This window comes from Pseudomonas helvetica, from assembly GCF_039908645.1.
GTDB classification, from domain to species: Bacteria; Pseudomonadota; Gammaproteobacteria; order Pseudomonadales; family Pseudomonadaceae; genus Aquipseudomonas; species Aquipseudomonas helvetica.
Window position 1 is genome coordinate 2,421,117 of sequence record NZ_CP150917.1, and the last position, 14,821, is coordinate 2,435,937.

Below are 14,821 nucleotides of genomic sequence, written 5' to 3' on the forward strand. Positions count from 1 at the left end.
GAGTCATCGAGGAACAGTTGTATGAGTGAAAAGAAGATTGATCTATCGGTTTTTTGTATGAGGGCGAGACTATTCCTGTCCCAGGGTCGGGCGGATGATGCACTTGGTTTATACGGGGATGTCATTCAAGTCGACCCAGACAATGCTTTGGCATATGCTGATCGTGGTACAGTGTATGCGATGCTGAAGAGGTCCGATATGGCGCTCAGTGATCTGGAGCGAGCTTTTGCTCTTGGGTATGCTGATGCGTCAGCTTATAGCACTGTGGCTACAATCTATTTAGAGTTGAAGCGGTTTTCAGATGCGCTCAGGTATTTTGCTAAAGCTATCGAATTGAATCCAAACTACCCATGGACCTACTATAATCGGTCTGATGTTTTTCACGAGTTGGGTGATGATAGGGCTGCCGTTGCGGATCTTAAAAAATGTCTTGAATTTAATCCAGAGGAGAATTTAAAAAAATTGATTTTGAGTCGCCTTGGCTTACTGAGAAATCAGCAATGGACCTAAAAGGGGACGGATTTATTTTTTATGCGTGAGTAAGGTGATAGTCCTGTCAGGCGCATCGAAAATAAATCCGTCCCCTTTTCGTGATTACTGGGAGTCAGGTATGAAGTCTATTAAGGAGAAAAAATAGATGATCATCGGAGGGTATACCCTTAGTCCTGAGCATGGCAGATCGCAAATCCCTCTCATTGATCAGCCGACCATGGAAGATGTAAGGTCCATTATATGTAAATATAGTAAAGTCGACGGCGTCGCTTCGTTGTCTATTTCCCCGGCGCCTGAAGTCGGACCTTACGAAATCAATCTTTATGCTGATTCTGGAAATTATATTCTGATGCTGAACCAATACCTTGATGATGGTGAGCATGTTGTGCGTACTCTTAATAATGCGTCGACTGGAGCAAAACTGGTTGATGTTCTGGGCGATTACTATCCGGCGAGTTTTGTCACAAGAAATATAGATATCGTTATTTCTTGTTTTCAAGAATTTTTGAAGTCCGGTGATGTAAGCTTTACAGTGTTGAATGCTTAAAGTAAGACCTAAAGGGGACGGATTTGAATGGCACTTACTTAACCTTCTTCGGGTGCCCATTCCTCCGTACCTCAACCCTTGCCGATGTCTCGTCCTGAATAAGGTTTACACCTTCTGACCCATTCTCAGGAGGGAGTAATGAATACAGGAAAAAGGCGCAGTCAGCGTGACTACACGCGGACCTTTAAATTGTCGGTCGTCGATCAGGTCGAAAAAGGCGAGTTGAGTTATAAAGAGGCTCAAGAGCGCTATGGCATTCAGGGTAAATCGACCGTACTGAACTGGTTACGCAGGCATGGTCGGCAGGACTGGAGTCAAGGCGCGTCCATTCGCTCCAAGAGACCCCGTTCCATGGATGAGCCCGATAAACCACTGACACCCGAACAGCGAATCAAAGAGCTTGAAGAAAAGCTGGCCCAAGCCAACCAGAAAGCTCAGTTTTTCGAAGCTGTCGTTGATGTTTTGAAGAACGACTTCGGTGTTTCTGTCGTAAAAAAGCGATCCGGCAAGTCCTCTCCCAAGGGCAGATCCAAGACCTGAGCATTAGTCGGGCTTGCCAGTTCATGGGGATTTCCCGTCAGGCTTATTACAAGCGCAACCGGGCGTTGAAGTGAAACAGGTGTAAACCTATTTCAGGACTAGACAGCGTGAGTAAGGTGATAGTCCTGTCAGGCGCATCGAAAATAAATCCGTCCCCTTTTCGGTTAAAATAAAATTGATGTGCTTATTCATAATTGATTGATGAGGGCTGGATGGACAATTTTGAAGGGGCAGACGAGCAATTGCTGGCGCGTCGCAAGGCTGGTTTTGCAGCATTCAAGTCCGAGCGCCTGCCGGTGCTCCATGAGTTCTGCACCAGCCTGGGGTTTGAACAACCTCACGAGGTCCTGAACACTCCCGGGAAATTTTTGGCCCAATTGGACAGCGGTTTTCGAAGTGCAGTGATCAGCGAGGCCAACCGGGTCTGGTTCATTACCCGTATCGGTTACTACATCGGCGAGTACCTGGCGACACGGTATGACGGGTATTGGCAGGTCGACGAAGACCCGGCGTCGCCGACCTTCACACGTTATGTGGTCGGCGGTTTTTCCTTCGACGGGGTGACCACGCCAATGGTCGACCCAATGGAGATGGCTCAGGTGTATGCCGATACGCCCGCACCAAGGTCCCTGGTTCAGGAAATCGATAAAGTGTTGGTCAAGTAAACGTGATGACTGATGATTAGATCCTGAAAGACGCAGCCGACGCACGTGTGCCAGCACCTGGAACTTCGGTTCACTGGATCGAGTGGCGCACTGCTCAACTGATCCGCGCCGCCTCATTGCAATAGGCCAGTCGCGGATCCTGGTGCTTGATTAGGTAGATGCTGATCGGCAGATGAATGCGTGGGCTCAGCCGGTCGAGCAACCGTTCGCAGTCACGGCGAACGGGGGGGCTTCGCCCGTCAGGCGGCAGATCAGCCGCCTGACCTAGCGCTGTGAACATCTAAAAGGGGACGGATTTATTTTTTATGCGTGAGTAAGGTGATAGTTCTGTCAGGCGCATCGAAAATAAATCCGCTCCCTTTTAAATTTCTGCGGGTTTTTAGAAATGAAAGATTTTTCGTATTACTGCTCTTTGCCAGACTCTATGTCAGAGGGTGAGTTGTATATTGAGTTTTTAGGGATTGTTGAAAGTGGCGCGGATACTAAGTGTAATAAATTCGATGTTGTAAATGTTCTACTTGAGCTTAGTGATCGTCAGTGGCATACGTATACGATTTTATGTGACTCCTTGAGAAGTGACTTGGAGAGTATTTTAATATCGTACTGGGATGGCAGTGATTTAGAAATTGTTGAAGGTGCTATCGCTATCACTGCAAGACTTGGTCTTGTGGGGTTTTTTAATTTTATATTGGCTCAGGATTTTAAAGTCTTATCGTTGGAGGTTGCTGAGGAAATTAGAGGTGCAATAGCTGAGTTCGGAGATTCTGTTGGTGATCCATATAGTGGTGTTCAATGATTTCTATGGGCTAGGACCTAAAAGGGACCTAAAAGGGGATGGATTTATTTTTTATGCGTGAGTAAGGTTATAGTCCTGTCAGGCGCATCAAAAATAAATCTGCCTGCTTTTCAGTTATTTATTACAATGATCTGGCAGTCAAGAGATAACATGGAGTTCAGAATGGATGGGCGCGCACAGCAACACTCTCCCGATTTGGCCAGTCTAATCCGTCGATTAGCTGCTCAGATCATTGACTCAGTCATCGTCCTCTTTCTGATGTCTGTCAACATCATGGTTTTGAGCTTTGTAGGCCTGTACAGTATTGCCTCTCTCTCGGGTATGGTATTCGGCGGCGGATATTTTTTGTTTTCTGACGCTATCTGGGATGGTCAAAGCATTGGCAAAAAAATGATGAAGATTTCAGCTGTTGATGAGTTTAGTCTTTTAGGGTGCAGTTACCTTCAATCATTTAATCGTAATTTCCTGAAGTTTTCTCTGTCCTTAATAGACTGGATGTTCATATTTTTTGGATCCCGGAAAAGATTGGGGGATATGCTCGCATCGACAGTGGTGATCAACGTGAAATAGACGTCATGTCTGTCGGCATCGTAGAATATTAAATGCGGTCCCTTCTTCTCACGGCTGCTGATGAAGTGCAAAAGGAACAGGCAACGTTGTCTGCTCCTGAGACACCCCAGTCGGGCGGCAAGTAATTTTTAATGATGTACATGGAGTGTTCATGAAAAAAACTTTACTGCTGATGTTGAGCCTGATTCTGACGTTGCCAGGGTGTAAATCCAACGTCAGAGACTCTTCCCCCAGTTTGCTCAATAACGGCATCCAACTGCACCAGGACAAAGTGACCGTCGATACGCAACACGCCAAGGTCATCATGAAAGCGTCGGGTGCCACCTTCCCAGTCGAGTTTTCGATCAGGCGCGCAACGGATCCTGACCAGCGAATGGATGTGCAGGGAACTGTTGCGGATACTGGCCGGGGCAAGGTGTTTGGCTGGATTGCCACGCTTAACGAAACGGTCCACAGCGCCACTTTGAAGCACTTCCCGCAGTTGGAAGTACAAGCCGACGCCGATCAACCGTTCGTGGTATCAGGTTACGCCAGTGGCGAGAGCATTGGCAGTCGCTACCGATGTGGCCCGGTCAGAAGCACTTTCACACCGGAACGAAGCAAGGTCTATCTGGTGGAGTTTCAGTTTGTGGATGACCGCTGTGAACAGCAAGTCTACGATGTCACTCAGTCAGAAACGCGTATTCCCGTCGCGAGCGTACCGGGCCTTTGAGACCGATTTAAGTCAACGCTGGGCCATCGCAACACACAGAATCCATTTGAAGAAGGAAGCACTACGTGAAACGGAATTTCTCCCTGAGCCTTATCGTCCTGGCTGCAACGTTAGGTGGCTGCGCCGCCAACAAGCCGGTCAACGATCCATCCTTGATTGGTTCGTGGAAAGGTCTGCGGGCAGAAAACGGCAAATGCCAGTTCCTATCCTGGAACAATGACTTCAAGCCCGACGGCAGCTTCACCATCACCTTTTTCCGGGATGCCCAGCAGACCCAGCCGATTCAAACCGAACATGGCCGCTGGTCGGCCGCCAATGGCAAGAACGAATTGAGAACTGATGGAGTGCGTTTGCCAGATGTCTACACCTACAAGTTGATCGATGCCGACACGGTGCATTACGTGAATGTGGCGTCAGACCCTTCCGGCGATTGCCAGGAAGATTATGAGTTCACTGAGCGCCGCATTCGCGGTTAAGCCTGCCTGTACGAGCAGCCATAGAGCTGCGCGGGTGACGTACATCTAAAAGGGGTGACACCGTTTGCGCTGTCGAACTTGTGGATGGCGCGTAGATATTTACTGACGAGTGCGAGAGAGGTGCGCCTGTAATGTGGGGAATGGTTGCCGCGAGGTGCTCGCAGTGGCTAAAAACACAGAAATGAGCGAGTGACCTGATCGTCTTTGATTGATTCGCCGCGTTCAAGATCGGCAGAGGCTGGAGTCAGCCAGAAATACATGACTACTTCAGACCCTCCCTGGTTGCTGCGGCTCTTTCATTGGTTCGTGACGGCGTGATCAGGCTTGACGACACTGTGTACCCGAGGGCTAATTCACTCTGCGTCAACTACTGAGCCATCAGGCTTATGCCCTGACAAGGCGTTCGGTAAAAATACATCCGTCGAAATAGACGTTGACAGTGAAATAAACGAGGCCCGGTTGACGGGGGGGCGATTGTCGAATGACACGTTTTATTCGTTAATCAGGGCCTTTGTTCGCATGATTCATCATGTTGCTGGTAATTGATTTCAAGTTATTGCCGCGGCGCCACTTTTTTGTTAGATTGCGCGCCTCAAAAATTAACCAGGGACGTGTTATGTTTTTTATTATTTGGCAAGGCTGGGGTGTTCTTTCGATTCTTATCCCGCTGCTCTGCATTGTGCCTTTCGCTGGGCTCTTCAATGGGCTTGGGCTGGGAGTCGGTCTATTGGTTGGTGCGGCCGTCAACGCCTATATTGGCCACAAGCTGAATAACCAGCCGGGCAAAACCTACATAGATAAAAACACGGGTGGCGAAGTGATCTTTCGCAAGAAACACACGTTGTTTTATGTGCCCATGCAGTATGTGTCAGTGCTGTGGGCCGTGGTGGGTGTATTTGCGTTGTTTAGTGCGCTCTAAGGAAGGACTGAAGTACCTACCGATTTTTCATGCCCTCGCTACTTGAGGTTCAAAAAATCATGAGTTGGTCGAAAAACAGATCTTTCCTGTCCTTAACTCATGGATCTTTCCTCTAGTCGTACTGTTTCAGGGGGATTGGTCCACGCTACGGGCGCTTACCCACTTTGGTGTCTCCCGTATCGCCGCAGACGTAAGTTTCTTCGCCATGAAGCGACTGATCGAGCTGTGTCACGTTCGCCATATTGTTTGCGCATTGCGAAAGCCATCAGGTACATGCCATCCGATCTACTGATTGACGCCAGACGTTGAACATGGAGCTCGGGGGCATGTTTTACTCTGGTCACGTAAACGTCTAGCCAGTAGGCATCAGCGTGTTTATTCCACAATCGTATGTACATCCTCCTTGCTCAAACAGACCGACAACTGCTGACCTTCCTTGCTGAAGGCGCAATAGGGCAATGCCTGCTGCTTGAGGAAGGTCAGTGGCACGGCTATAAAAAATGCGCTCAACGTTGCTGCAGCCACGGTTTTCCCGAATATTTTCAGCCCGGAGAGTGACGCGTTTCTGGACGCCGTTTTTGCCCTGGAACGGGCATACAAACCGCTGGCCAGGATCGCTGCACCGATCAGCATGGCAATCGTGATATCGGCCTGTACGGGGCTGTAAAGCAGATTGCCGTTGGCATCGTCCGGGTAGTTCAATTGCCACCAGCCACCGATGCACAGCGGCACAAGCCCGGCGGTGATCCAGGCGAGAATCGACCCCGGCAGCCGTAGCAGGATGGCCACTATCAGGCCGAGGGTGGCAACGGCCCAGCCGCTGAGAAACAGTTGGGTGGACATGGCACCGCCGAACAGGGTACCGCCGACATCCTTGGGCGTCAGAAGGGTCCAGTCGTAGAAAACGATGTGCAGAAGCACACCCCCTACGGCAATCCAGCTCATCGGGAAGTAAAGCCATAACCATCGGGTGTTGGAGCGAAGCATTGTCTTACTCATGCTGGGGGACGAGAACGTGTCAGAGATGTGCATGAATGAGAGAGGGTGCCAGGCATCAGCACTATCACTGAACGTGTGGCGTTCAGATTCGGAATAACACACATCTTCCTTTTTGTGTTTTGGGCACCAGTTTGTAATGTGCTCATGCGCATTGTATATGCTTGTTGATCCGGTGAGGGTTGAACGCTTGAGCGTACTTTCAGGCGAGAGGACATGCGGCCAGTGAAGTCCTTTCCGGCTTAATGTAAGATCAGCATGACCAAAAAGCCCTGCAGGTTTACGCGTGCAGGGCTTTTCTCGTTTTCGGCCCCAGGGAGCATGATTCATTGACCTTGGGATTGATCTACGCTTAATGCTCTACACAGAGGGTTGCGTGTCATGAGCGAAGATCGAGTGGTAGCGCTTGAGATAGCGCTTAAAACGGTAATGGCCGTCGCTGGGCGACAAGGCGTGGCAGCCGACGAGCTGTGCAGGAAGTCAATTCGCGCAATCATTAGTGACCCCGAGTTTAATTGGGTCAAGCCCGACCATGCTGAAGATGCCATCGCCGAGATTGAAATGGCTCAAGCTGCCATTGCGCACCTGTCTCTACCCTCGGCGAAATAAGCGGGTGTGGATCGGGCAGAAGCTCGTTTGAGTTGATCGATCATCGTGGTCGGTAGACCGCGTGGCGTCAGCGTGACCGTCCGGATAGCTTCCGGCCGCGACGTGAATACTCACGTGGATAACGAGGTTGCTGCAGGGGCGATCCGCTGCCCATGCAGCACCTGTTTCAGGACGAGGCACTACGGCCCGGTTTCCGCTAACCGCGCCGATGTTCAGGTTCGCGCTGCGCTGACTTCGCCGGTGGTCGTGGCGTTATTGCGGACAGCCTGATACAGCAGGCTGGACACCATGAACCCAAGAATGGCCAATACGCTCATCAAACTGAAGACATAGTTGTAGCCTTGCTGGCCGGGGAAATGGTCGAGGATTGCACCATAGATGACGTAGGCGAACATGCCTGGCGCATAGCCGATCAGACAACCAATACCGAAGGCTGAGCCGGTGATGTGCTGGGGAATGCCGATTTCACCCATGGGCGCCCAGAACACACCGCGCATGGAAAAAACTATCAGCGCGAAGGAGAGGGTGGCGGCCATGCCCGCGTAGATGAAACTCGGGCTTTTCGGGATAAGCATGATCACGCCCATCAGCGGCAGCAAAGCCAGGAACGCCCATTTCAGATAGCGGCTGGTGCTCTTGAACTGTTTGTCGGCAATGAAGCCTCCGGCAGGCCCGCCGAGGATCTTGAGAAAGTACTGATTGATGATGCCGTAGGCGCCCACCAGTGCCACGGGCAGTTCGTACATGTCCTTGAGGTAGGGAATGAAATAGGTCAGGCCGCAGTAGACGATGTAGACCATGAACACGTTGAGGCTGACCAGCCAGATACCCGGGACCTTGATGGCCTCGAGCAGGTTCGACGGACCGTTCTTCGGCTTGGCGCTCGACTGCGCGGTGCCGCCCTTGAGCAGGAACCAGGTCAGGGTGCCGGCAAGAATGTCGATGACCGAGTAAAACAGGATCGCCGATTTCAGACCGGCCTCACCGGAGCCCATGGCGACGAAGACGCCCAGCGCAGAAAAGGCGACCAGGGTATCAATGACCCCACGCCCGCCTTCCAGAAGACCGAACAACCGACCCTGCTCCTGATCGTCACCCAGGTTGCGGATGGCCTTGAGCAGTGAAGGCCAAAAGATGCAATCGGCGCAGACGGCCAACAGGCTGAACACGATCAACAGGTTGCTGAAGGGCGGGAAGGTCGCGAGGTAGAGCCCCAGGCTGCCGGTGCCGAGCAGGCCGATGGGAATCAGCTTGCGTGTGTCGTACCGGTCCGCCAGCAGGCCGCCGACGACAAACAGCGCAGTGGCGATAATGGCGTTGGCGCTCAGCAGCAAGCCGATTTCAGTATGGGTCAATCCCATGAACGTTTGCATCGGCACATAGAAGGCGTCCTTGAGGTTCGCCAGCTTGTAGATGGTGCCGCCACCGAGGATGAGAATCAGGAATCTGAGCCATTTGGCCTTGTCACGAGTTGTCATTATTGTTCTCCAGGCGTAATCGGGTAGTAACGTCAGGTTCAGGCGTTTGCGCGGTTATCCAGGGTCAGTTCGGCCAGGGTCCGGAACTCGGCCAGCAGACCTCGAACATAGGCAACCTGGTTGTTCGCCCAGCGGTGTTCATCGGCCAGCATTCGCTCCAGCGAGTAGCCGACTGGCAGCGGCGTTTCACTCATTTCCCGATAGGCAATGAACGGGTCGGCGGCCTCGAAGGTCTGGCGGAATGCCGGGGCGACGTAGTGGTTTTCCTGCTCGAGGATGAATGCAATCACTTGCGGGGTTGATTCGCCGAGCATCAGCAATTCGAACAACATGCGTGCGCTGGGCAGGTCATCTTCGTCACAGCCCTGCAGCACGCCGTAATGGCCGAAGCCGTTTTGCTCGGGGACGATGCGCACGCCCTTGAGGTGGGTCTGGCGTATGTGCGGCGCCAGGGTACGGAGCGCCGGCAGGGGCTGTTCGCAGGCGTTGATCATGTTGCCGAAGTCGAACAAGGCATGCAGTCGAGGATGGTCGAGGCGGTTCAGCAGGTGCGCGATTTCGGCACTCTTGAGTTCTTCATGCTGCTCGAAGTCGAAGAACAGATCGTGCTCGTCAGCTTGCTGCGCGAGGTAATGCAGGTCTGATTCGATCACGTCCATGACCCGTGACAGCGTTCCCTCGTAGCGCGAGTAAACACGGATGTTGCGCACCCCGAGGGCCTTGGCAATACCGATAACCTGATCGACATCTTTTTTCAGGGTGCTGCTGATTTCCAGGTGCACATCCAGTGCGAGCGCATGGGCCTTCTCGGCAAACGCTCGAAGTTGCGCGGGTGTCATTTGACTCAGGCTGTTTTCCTCACCGTCGAGCAAGTGCAGGCTCAGCCCCTGCAACTCGTGGCGATAGGCGAAGTCCAGCAGGTCGGCAGGCGTGACGCGGCCATGGGTGAGGTTGGTCAGCAAGGGGTAGGCATGGGCAAACAGGCGCACCTGCCCAAGTCGGTCGAGCAACTGGCGGGCCAGTGCTTCAGTCAGTGCGGGAGGTGCCCCGGCCTCGACAGCCTTATGGCTGAGCAAGGCATGGAATCGTTCCTGGATCTTATTGTTCATTCGAGTCATTCCTGGTTCAGACGCCGGGTCTGCCGGCGCAGCCTTTATCGCGCCAGTCAGGAACTCTCGATAGATCCATTATCAGTTAAATCATAAGACCACTTGCCTTGCCTCAAGTGGCCTGCTGCAGGTAGCCCATGTCGGACAAGGCCTGGGCCAGTGCTTCGACGCGCTCCTCGGCCTGGCTTTCAGGCGTGCCGGCAAAGCCGATCAACAGGGCCGGTGGCAGGACATGCTCAAGGCAGTAGTCGCTCAGGGCATAGGTGTGAATGTTGTGCCGGGCCAGTTCCTTGGCGATGGCATCGTCATCCAGCTCCGCTGGCAACCAGGCGATCAGGTGCATGCCGGCTTCCACCGGGGTGATCTTGAAGAAACCGCCCAGCCGTTGCTGCAGCTGCTCGACCAGTGCTTTCTGGCGAGCCTGGTACAGCGCACGCATACGGCGGATGTGCCCAAGGAAGTGGCCTTCGCGCATGAAGTCTGCCGTCACGGCCTGGAGCAGCGTGGGCGGGCTGCGATCCATGACCGCCCGCAAGGTACAGAAGGGTTCGATCAAGGCCTGCGGCAGTATCACGTAACCCAGTCGTAGCGAGGGGAAGAGCACTTTGCTGAACGTTCCGACATAGATCACCCGAGCCCATTGATCCATCGCATAGAGCGCAGGCAGGGGGCGGCCGTTGTAGTGAAACTCACTGTCGCAGTCGTCCTCGATGATCCAGCTTTGGTTGTGCGCAGCCCAGTCGATGAGTTCCTGGCGCCGCGCATAACTCATGGTGACGCCCAGGGGATGCTGGCGAGACGGCGTGGTAAACACCAGGCGGGCGTCAGGGCACTGAGCCAGGCCTTGCTGGATGTCGATCCCCTGTTCGTCGATACGCAGCGGGACCACCAGACCACCCTGGGCCTGGAGCGCGATTCGCGCCGCGATATGCCCCGGATCCTCCATCCACACGCTGTCCTGTGGATTGAGCAACAGCATGCCCAGCAGGTTAAAGGCCTGTTGGGCGCCGGAAACGATGACCACTTGCTCGGCACTGCAGTCGATGCCTCGGGCATCAAAGACGTATTCGGCAATCGCCTTGCGCAGAGCCAGCAAGCCTTGCAGTTCGCCATAGCCGAGCATGGCCTTGGTCGGCTTGTGCAGGTGGCGGTTCATCAGGCGCTTCCAGATGTGTTGCGGGAACGCGTCGTAAGTGCTGTGGCTGGGCAGGAACGAGGTAGGGCTTGCCGGATCCCAGTCGGCATAGCTAACTCCTCGAAAATGATCGCTGCGCAACGACAGCATGGACTGGCTCAGATCGGACAGGCGGGGAGGCTGGCGCTGCCGTTCATCGTCGGCCATTCCACGGTTTTCCCACTCATTGCCGACATAGGTACCGGCCCCGGTCCGTGACGCCAGAAAACCTTCGGCAATCAGCTGATCGAAGGCATTGAGGATGGTGATCCGCGACAGTGCGAGCTCTTTGCTCAAGGTCCGGGTTGACGGCAGGCGCACGCCCCCTTGAATTTTTCCACTGAGAACCTGTTGGCGAATCTGCAAATAGAGTTGGCGGTACAGGGGGATGGAGCTGGCACGGTCCAGCTCAATACCCGACAGCAGCAAACCTGCAGGGGATTTCATGACTTGCTCGTCTGGATGGGGAGTGGTTTGACCTGGAACACCGTCAGGCACCGAGGTGCGCAGGGTATCGAGAGGCACTGGATAAGTCATCCATCACCGGCGTTGATGCCGCGCCCCCGGTAGCTGTCACGAAATGAAAAGCCATTGTCGTCTGATGAGAAGCGGCCCGTCAGACTGCGTCCTAGAGTCCAATCAGCGCCAATCGACGCGACACGCCAATATTGCAGACTGGAGAATAAGACAACATGGCCAAAGCCGTACGCTTCTACGAAACCGGTGGTCCCGACGTTCTTCGTTATGAAGAGGTCGAAGTCGGCGAACCCGGTCCAGGCCAGGTCCGTCTTCGTCATGTGGCAGTCGGCCTGAACTATGCCGACACCTACTTTCGCAATGGCACTTACCCGATTCCGATGCCCAATGGCATGGGGGTTGAAGCTTCCGGTGTGGTCCAGGCAATCGGCGAGGGGGTTACCAACGTACAGGTCGGCGACCGCGTCACCTACACCGGGTTTCTCAATACATTGGGGGCCTACAGCACTGAGCGGCTGATCCCGGCCGCGCCGCTGATCAAGCTGCCGGAAACCATCAGTTTCGAGACGGCCGCGGCCATGACCATGCGCGGCCTGACATCGTCGTACCTGATGCGGCGCATTTACGATTTCAAGGCTGGCGACAGCATTTTGCTACACGCTGCTGCCGGTGGTGTGGGCCTGATCGTTTCGCAATGGGCCAAGCTGCTCGGCCTGACGGTCATCGGTACCGTGTCCACCGAGGTCAAGGGTGAAATCGCCCGGGCCCATGGTTGCGACCATGTCATCAATTACAGCCATGAAGACGTCGCCCAGCGCGTTCGCGAATTGACGGACGGCGTCGGGGTCAACGTGGTGTTCGACAGTGTCGGCAAGAATACTTTCATGGGCTCCCTGGATTCGCTCAAGCGCCGCGGCCTGATGGTGTGCGTCGGCACGGCGTCCGGCCCGATCCCGGCGTTCGATCCGGTGCTGCTGGCAATGAAAGGCTCGCTGTTCATGACCCGCCCGGCTTTGGCGGACTACATTGCCGACCCGGCGGAAAAAGCCGCCCTGGCGGGTGAACTGTTCGACCTCGTCGGCAGCGGTCGAATCAAGATCGAGATTAACCAGCACTATGCTTTGCAGGATGCCGTGCAGGCTCATCGCGACCTGGAGTCACGCAAGACCACGGGTTCATCAATCTTCGTCATTTAAGGGAGTCGCCCTCCATGAAAGTCGAACAGTTGACCTGCAGCATTGGCGCGGAACTGATTGGTGTGAACCTCGCTGACGCCCTCCATGACGACGGTCTTTTTGCCGAGATTCGGGTTCAGTTGCTCAAGCATCGGGTGGTGTTCCTGCGTGATCAGGACATCAGCCGCGCCGAGCATGTGGCCTTCGCCCGTCGCTTCGGCGAGCTGGAGGATCATCCGGTGGCTGGCAGTGACCCGGATCATCCGGGCCTGGTGCGCATCTACAAGCGCCCGGACCAGCCGATGGACCGCTACGAGAACGCCTGGCACACCGATGCAACCTGGCGCGAAGCGCCGCCGATGGGCTGCGTATTGCGCTGTGTGGAGTGTCCACCGGTTGGGGGCGACACCATGTGGGCCAACATGGTGGAGGCCTACGCGCGCTTGCCGGATGACATCAAGGTGAAGATTGCCGATCTGCGCGCCCGCCACAGTATCGAAGCGAGCTTTGGTGCCGCCATGCCGATCGAAAAACGCCTGGCGCTCAAGGCGATGTACCCGGATGCCGAGCACCCGGTGGTGCGTACCCACCCGGAAACCGGGGAAAAGGTGCTGTTCGTCAACGCCTTTACCACCCACTTGAGTAACTACCACACCCCTGAGCGGGTACGTTTTGGCCAGGACGCCAACCCCGGCGCGAGCGAGTTGCTGCGCTACCTGATCAGCCAGGCGTACATCCCCGAGTATCAGGTGCGCTGGCGCTGGAAACCCAACAGCATCGCCATCTGGGACAACCGCAGTACCCAGCACTACGCCGTCATGGATTACCCGCCGTGCCACCGCAAGATGGAACGTGCCGGGATCATCGGCGACAAGACTTACTGATCGACCGTCTCTGCATTCGCACTCGCACTCACGCTTGCCCGGGGCACGACCCGAGCGTGCGGACAACCATAATAAAAGGAGTAACTCATGCAATTCTTCGACGATTCCCTGCACCCGGAAAACATGGAAAAAGTAGTCATCACTGTGGCCCCGTATGGCCCTGAGTGGATGCCGGAAGACTTCCCCGAAGACATCCCGCTGACCATGGATGAGCAGGTGCAGAAGGCGGTCGATTGCTATGAGGCCGGTGCCACGGTGTTGCACCTGCATGTACGCGAACTGGACGGCAAGGGTTCCAAGCGCCTGTCCAAGTTCAACGAGTTGATCGCCGGTGTGCGCGAAGCTGTGCCGGACATGATCATCCAGGTCGGTGGTTCGATTTCCTTCGCGCCCGAAAGCGATGGTGAAGCCGCCAAGTGGCTGTCTGACGATACGCGCCACATGCTGGCGGAGCTGACGCCAAAACCGGATCAGGTCACGGTGGCCATCAACACCACTCAGATGAACATCATGGAGCTGCTGTATCCGGAATACCTGGAAGGCACGTCCCTGGCGAATCCGGCCTATCAGGCGGCCTACAGCGAGATGACCGTACCAGCAGGCCCGGCCTGGGTGGCGGAGCATTTGCGGCGGCTGATGGCGGCGGGTGTGCAGCCGCATTTCCAGCTGACCGGCATGCATGCCATGGAAACCCTGGAGCGCCTGGTGCGCAAGGGCGTGTACATGGGGCCGTTGAACCTGACCTGGATCGGCATCGGCGGTGGTTTCGATGGCCCCAATCCGTTCAACTTCTTCAACTTTGTCCACCGCGCGCCGGACGGCTGCACCCTGACCGCCGAGTCGCTGCTCAAGAACGTGCTGCCGTTCAATGTCATGGCGCTGTCCATGGGGCTGCACCCACGCGTGGGTATCGAAGACACGATCATTGATCAGAAGGGCAGACGTTTCAGCTCCGTGCAGCAGATCGAGCAAACCGTGCGTGTCGCCCATGAGCTGGGGCGCGAAATCGCCAGCGGCAAAGAAGCCCGTGAGATCTACCGCATCGGTGTGCAGTACCAGAGTATCGAAGAAACCCTGTTGGCCAACGGCATGGCCCCCAACCGCAAGGCTGGCCAGAAAGGTGTGCCGCAACGCGGCTGACCGGCAACAAAGGCGGGAGGTCGATGGCCTTCCGTTCGCTGCATTGCAACACGCTCGATAAC

At 54.9% G+C, this 14,821-nt stretch carries 16 protein-coding genes and 2 pseudogenes; 13 read left to right on the top strand and 5 right to left on the bottom strand.

From position 1 onward, the window contains the following. The first annotated feature begins 21 nt into the window (after positions 1-21). From AABM55_RS11130 to AABM55_RS11170, 9 genes and pseudogenes are all read left to right on the top strand, one after another. Entirely contained in the window at positions 22-510 is a 489-nt protein-coding gene (locus AABM55_RS11130) for a tetratricopeptide repeat protein (protein WP_347929568.1), read from the top strand. Positions 511-637: 127 nt separating this feature from the next. Further along, on the top strand, positions 638-1,039 hold the full coding sequence (locus AABM55_RS11135) for a hypothetical protein (RefSeq protein ID WP_103315112.1): 402 nt from the start codon (positions 638-640) through the stop codon (positions 1,037-1,039). A gap of 138 nt (positions 1,040-1,177) precedes the next feature. Then, positions 1,178-1,641 (top strand): annotated as a pseudogene (locus AABM55_RS11140) (IS3 family transposase); the annotation flags it as partial. A gap of 150 nt (positions 1,642-1,791) precedes the next feature. Further along, positions 1,792-2,244, top strand: coding sequence for a hypothetical protein (locus tag AABM55_RS11145; RefSeq protein WP_347929569.1), 453 nt, complete (start codon positions 1,792-1,794; stop codon positions 2,242-2,244). Between the two features lie 385 nt (positions 2,245-2,629). Then, a complete protein-coding gene (locus AABM55_RS11150) occupies positions 2,630-3,040 on the top strand; it encodes a hypothetical protein (protein ID WP_347929570.1) in 411 nt (136 codons plus the stop codon). A gap of 150 nt (positions 3,041-3,190) precedes the next feature. After that, positions 3,191-3,610 carry an RDD family protein gene (locus tag AABM55_RS11155; RefSeq protein WP_347929571.1) on the top strand — a complete coding sequence of 140 codons (420 nt, stop codon included), beginning with the start codon at positions 3,191-3,193 and terminating at the stop codon, positions 3,608-3,610. Between the two features lie 151 nt (positions 3,611-3,761). After that, positions 3,762-4,322 (top strand): hypothetical protein, encoded by a 561-nt coding sequence (locus AABM55_RS11160; RefSeq protein WP_347929572.1) that lies wholly within the window; start codon positions 3,762-3,764, stop codon positions 4,320-4,322. Between the two features lie 65 nt (positions 4,323-4,387). Further along, positions 4,388-4,798, top strand: coding sequence for a hypothetical protein (locus AABM55_RS11165; RefSeq protein ID WP_103315124.1), 411 nt, complete (start codon positions 4,388-4,390; stop codon positions 4,796-4,798). A gap of 529 nt (positions 4,799-5,327) precedes the next feature. Next, positions 5,328-5,717 (top strand): hypothetical protein, encoded by a 390-nt coding sequence (locus tag AABM55_RS11170; protein ID WP_347929573.1) that lies wholly within the window; start codon positions 5,328-5,330, stop codon positions 5,715-5,717. 148 nt (positions 5,718-5,865) lie between these two features. On the opposite strand, the pseudogene AABM55_RS11175 reads toward AABM55_RS11170, so the two are convergent. Together AABM55_RS11175 and AABM55_RS11180 are read right to left on the bottom strand one after the other, a co-directional pair. After that, positions 5,866-5,967 (bottom strand): annotated as a pseudogene (locus AABM55_RS11175) (IS5/IS1182 family transposase); the annotation flags it as partial. A 125-nt stretch (positions 5,968-6,092) separates the two neighbouring features. Beyond that, the gene (locus AABM55_RS11180) at positions 6,093-6,704 is read right to left on the bottom strand and encodes a hypothetical protein (RefSeq protein WP_347929574.1); all 612 of its coding nucleotides are present in this window, start codon (positions 6,702-6,704) and stop codon (positions 6,093-6,095) included. Positions 6,705-7,094: 390 nt separating this feature from the next. Between AABM55_RS11180 and AABM55_RS11185 the strand changes: the two genes are divergently transcribed. Continuing rightward, the gene (locus AABM55_RS11185) at positions 7,095-7,322 is read left to right on the top strand and encodes a hypothetical protein (protein ID WP_103315127.1); all 228 of its coding nucleotides are present in this window, start codon (positions 7,095-7,097) and stop codon (positions 7,320-7,322) included. A 212-nt stretch (positions 7,323-7,534) separates the two neighbouring features. Here the strand turns inward: AABM55_RS11185 and AABM55_RS11190 are convergent, their stop codons facing one another. The 3 genes from AABM55_RS11190 to AABM55_RS11200 all read right to left on the bottom strand — a co-directional run bounded on the left by AABM55_RS11190 (position 7,535) and on the right by AABM55_RS11200 (position 11,530). After that, the gene (locus AABM55_RS11190) at positions 7,535-8,800 is read right to left on the bottom strand and encodes an MFS transporter (RefSeq protein WP_347929575.1); all 1,266 of its coding nucleotides are present in this window, start codon (positions 8,798-8,800) and stop codon (positions 7,535-7,537) included. Between the two features lie 38 nt (positions 8,801-8,838). Then, positions 8,839-9,909: a TIM barrel protein gene (locus AABM55_RS11195; protein WP_347929576.1), complete on the bottom strand. Its 1,071-nt coding sequence runs from the start codon at positions 9,907-9,909 to the stop codon at positions 8,839-8,841. Between the two features lie 112 nt (positions 9,910-10,021). Continuing rightward, on the bottom strand, positions 10,022-11,530 hold the full coding sequence (locus AABM55_RS11200; protein WP_347929577.1) for a PLP-dependent aminotransferase family protein: 1,509 nt from the start codon (positions 11,528-11,530) through the stop codon (positions 10,022-10,024). Positions 11,531-11,775: 245 nt separating this feature from the next. On the opposite strand from AABM55_RS11200, the gene AABM55_RS11205 reads away from it, so the two are divergent. The 3 genes from AABM55_RS11205 (at position 11,776) to AABM55_RS11215 (ending at position 14,759) form a co-directional block, all read left to right on the top strand. Continuing rightward, positions 11,776-12,756: a quinone oxidoreductase gene (locus AABM55_RS11205; RefSeq protein WP_347929578.1), complete on the top strand. Its 981-nt coding sequence runs from the start codon at positions 11,776-11,778 to the stop codon at positions 12,754-12,756. 14 nt (positions 12,757-12,770) lie between these two features. Then, positions 12,771-13,619 (top strand): TauD/TfdA family dioxygenase, encoded by an 849-nt coding sequence (locus AABM55_RS11210; RefSeq protein WP_347929579.1) that lies wholly within the window; start codon positions 12,771-12,773, stop codon positions 13,617-13,619. An 87-nt stretch (positions 13,620-13,706) separates the two neighbouring features. Continuing rightward, complete coding sequence (locus AABM55_RS11215; RefSeq protein WP_347929580.1) at positions 13,707-14,759, top strand: 3-keto-5-aminohexanoate cleavage protein; 1,053 nt, start codon at positions 13,707-13,709, stop codon at positions 14,757-14,759. The last annotated feature ends 62 nt before the right edge of the window (positions 14,760-14,821 follow it).

What these genes read in the sequence shown, in the direction of transcription:
- AABM55_RS11130 (WP_347929568.1), top strand. Translation starts at nt 22, where the DNA reads ATGAGTGAAAAGAAGATTGATCTATCGGTTTTTTGTATGAGGGCGAGA.
- AABM55_RS11135 (WP_103315112.1), top strand. Translation starts at nt 638, where the DNA reads ATGATCATCGGAGGGTATACCCTTAGTCCTGAGCATGGCAGATCGCAA.
- AABM55_RS11145 (WP_347929569.1), top strand. Translation starts at nt 1,792, where the DNA reads ATGGACAATTTTGAAGGGGCAGACGAGCAATTGCTGGCGCGTCGCAAG.
- AABM55_RS11150 (WP_347929570.1), top strand. Translation starts at nt 2,630, where the DNA reads ATGAAAGATTTTTCGTATTACTGCTCTTTGCCAGACTCTATGTCAGAG.
- AABM55_RS11155 (WP_347929571.1), top strand. Translation starts at nt 3,191, where the DNA reads ATGGAGTTCAGAATGGATGGGCGCGCACAGCAACACTCTCCCGATTTG.
- AABM55_RS11160 (WP_347929572.1), top strand. Translation starts at nt 3,762, where the DNA reads ATGAAAAAAACTTTACTGCTGATGTTGAGCCTGATTCTGACGTTGCCA.
- AABM55_RS11170 (WP_347929573.1), top strand. Translation starts at nt 5,328, where the DNA reads ATGTTGCTGGTAATTGATTTCAAGTTATTGCCGCGGCGCCACTTTTTT.
- AABM55_RS11180 (WP_347929574.1), bottom strand. Translation starts at nt 6,704, where the DNA reads ATGCTTCGCTCCAACACCCGATGGTTATGGCTTTACTTCCCGATGAGC.
- AABM55_RS11185 (WP_103315127.1), top strand. Translation starts at nt 7,095, where the DNA reads ATGAGCGAAGATCGAGTGGTAGCGCTTGAGATAGCGCTTAAAACGGTA.
- AABM55_RS11190 (WP_347929575.1), bottom strand. Translation starts at nt 8,800, where the DNA reads ATGACAACTCGTGACAAGGCCAAATGGCTCAGATTCCTGATTCTCATC.
- AABM55_RS11195 (WP_347929576.1), bottom strand. Translation starts at nt 9,909, where the DNA reads ATGAACAATAAGATCCAGGAACGATTCCATGCCTTGCTCAGCCATAAG.
- AABM55_RS11200 (WP_347929577.1), bottom strand. Translation starts at nt 11,530, where the DNA reads ATGAAATCCCCTGCAGGTTTGCTGCTGTCGGGTATTGAGCTGGACCGT.
- AABM55_RS11205 (WP_347929578.1), top strand. Translation starts at nt 11,776, where the DNA reads ATGGCCAAAGCCGTACGCTTCTACGAAACCGGTGGTCCCGACGTTCTT.
- AABM55_RS11210 (WP_347929579.1), top strand. Translation starts at nt 12,771, where the DNA reads ATGAAAGTCGAACAGTTGACCTGCAGCATTGGCGCGGAACTGATTGGT.
- AABM55_RS11215 (WP_347929580.1), top strand. Translation starts at nt 13,707, where the DNA reads ATGCAATTCTTCGACGATTCCCTGCACCCGGAAAACATGGAAAAAGTA.